The sequence below is a fragment of the bacterium genome, assembly GCA_040755795.1.
Lineage (GTDB): Bacteria > UBA9089 > CG2-30-40-21 > CG2-30-40-21 > SBAY01 > JBFLXS01.
In genome coordinates this window covers 1-1,040 of the sequence record JBFLXS010000762.1, presented here as the reverse complement: position 1 = coordinate 1,040, position 1,040 = coordinate 1, and the positions used below count along the sequence as shown (strand labels likewise).

Annotated in this window: 1 protein-coding gene; it reads left to right on the top strand. The window is 37.4% G+C overall.

Annotation, left to right across the window (positions count from 1 at the left end; translation table 11 throughout):
- Positions 1 to 632: 632 nt before the first annotated feature.
- Complete coding sequence (locus tag AB1414_21490; protein MEW6609985.1) at positions 633 to 767, top strand: hypothetical protein; 135 nt, start codon at positions 633 to 635, stop codon at positions 765 to 767.
- The last annotated feature ends 273 nt before the right edge of the window (positions 768 to 1,040 follow it).

The following is a 1,040-nucleotide window of genomic DNA, read 5'->3' as shown; positions in this document are numbered from 1 at the left end:
ATAGAGATAAGTCGTAGAGTCTTTTCTTAAGTAAAAAAATAAAAAAAAGCTTGACACTTTACATAACAGACACAGAGACGCAGAGAAAAAATTAAAATTTATTGATAACTATTCAGCCACAGATGGACACAGATGAAACACTGAAAATTCGTGAATCGTGTCCGGTATCCGTGTCCGTAGTTAGGATGAAGATTTTTTCTCCTGTTGTCCTCTGCCTTCTGCCCTCTGGATTTATCCGTGCTAATCCGTGTTAATCAGTGGCTGAATAGTTACTTTATTTCTATGTCTTCTCTGCGAACTCTTGCGTCTCTGCGGTAAAGGATTACCTGAACGGTTACAATTTTTTTAAGAAATTCTTGGTCAGCCTCTTGACAAATTTAAAGAAATATGGTATGTTAATCCCAGATTAACTTTTGAGAGAAAAAGGTTTGTTAGAGGAGAAACGCTCATGCCCACAGGCAGTGGGCACAAAGTAAGATGAAAATCGGGCATAGAGATTAGAGATTGGAGATTAACAAGAGTGCAGGTTCTAATTCACTAATTCTCTAATCTCTAATTAACTATTTTCAGGGGAAACGCTCATGAATCTGCGACTCACAAATGAGGATGAAAATAGTGGTAGGAGATAGAAGGTGGGAGATAGGGAGATAGGCGTGAGGAGTGATGTTTTCTTTACTTTCTACTCTCTACTTCCTATTTTCAGGAGAAACGGACATGAGCCAAGGCTCACAAAGGGCAATGAAAATGGGAGAAGGACAACCCCCTAACCCCCTTTATTAACTTATCGTTACCCACAAGTCCAAATATAGTTAATTGACAATTATCAATTAGCCATTATCAATTCACAATTAATATTTGATGTTGACAAAATTAACAAATAATGGTCAATTGTTAATTGTAAATTGTCAATTGTTAATTATTGGGGGTTGCATATCTCTGTTATTTCGCAGTACTTCCCCTCAAAAATCTTCCCTCTCAAGATGTGGGTAACGATAAGCTTTATTAAGGGGGAATATCTGTTCTACACCAGAGGATACGAG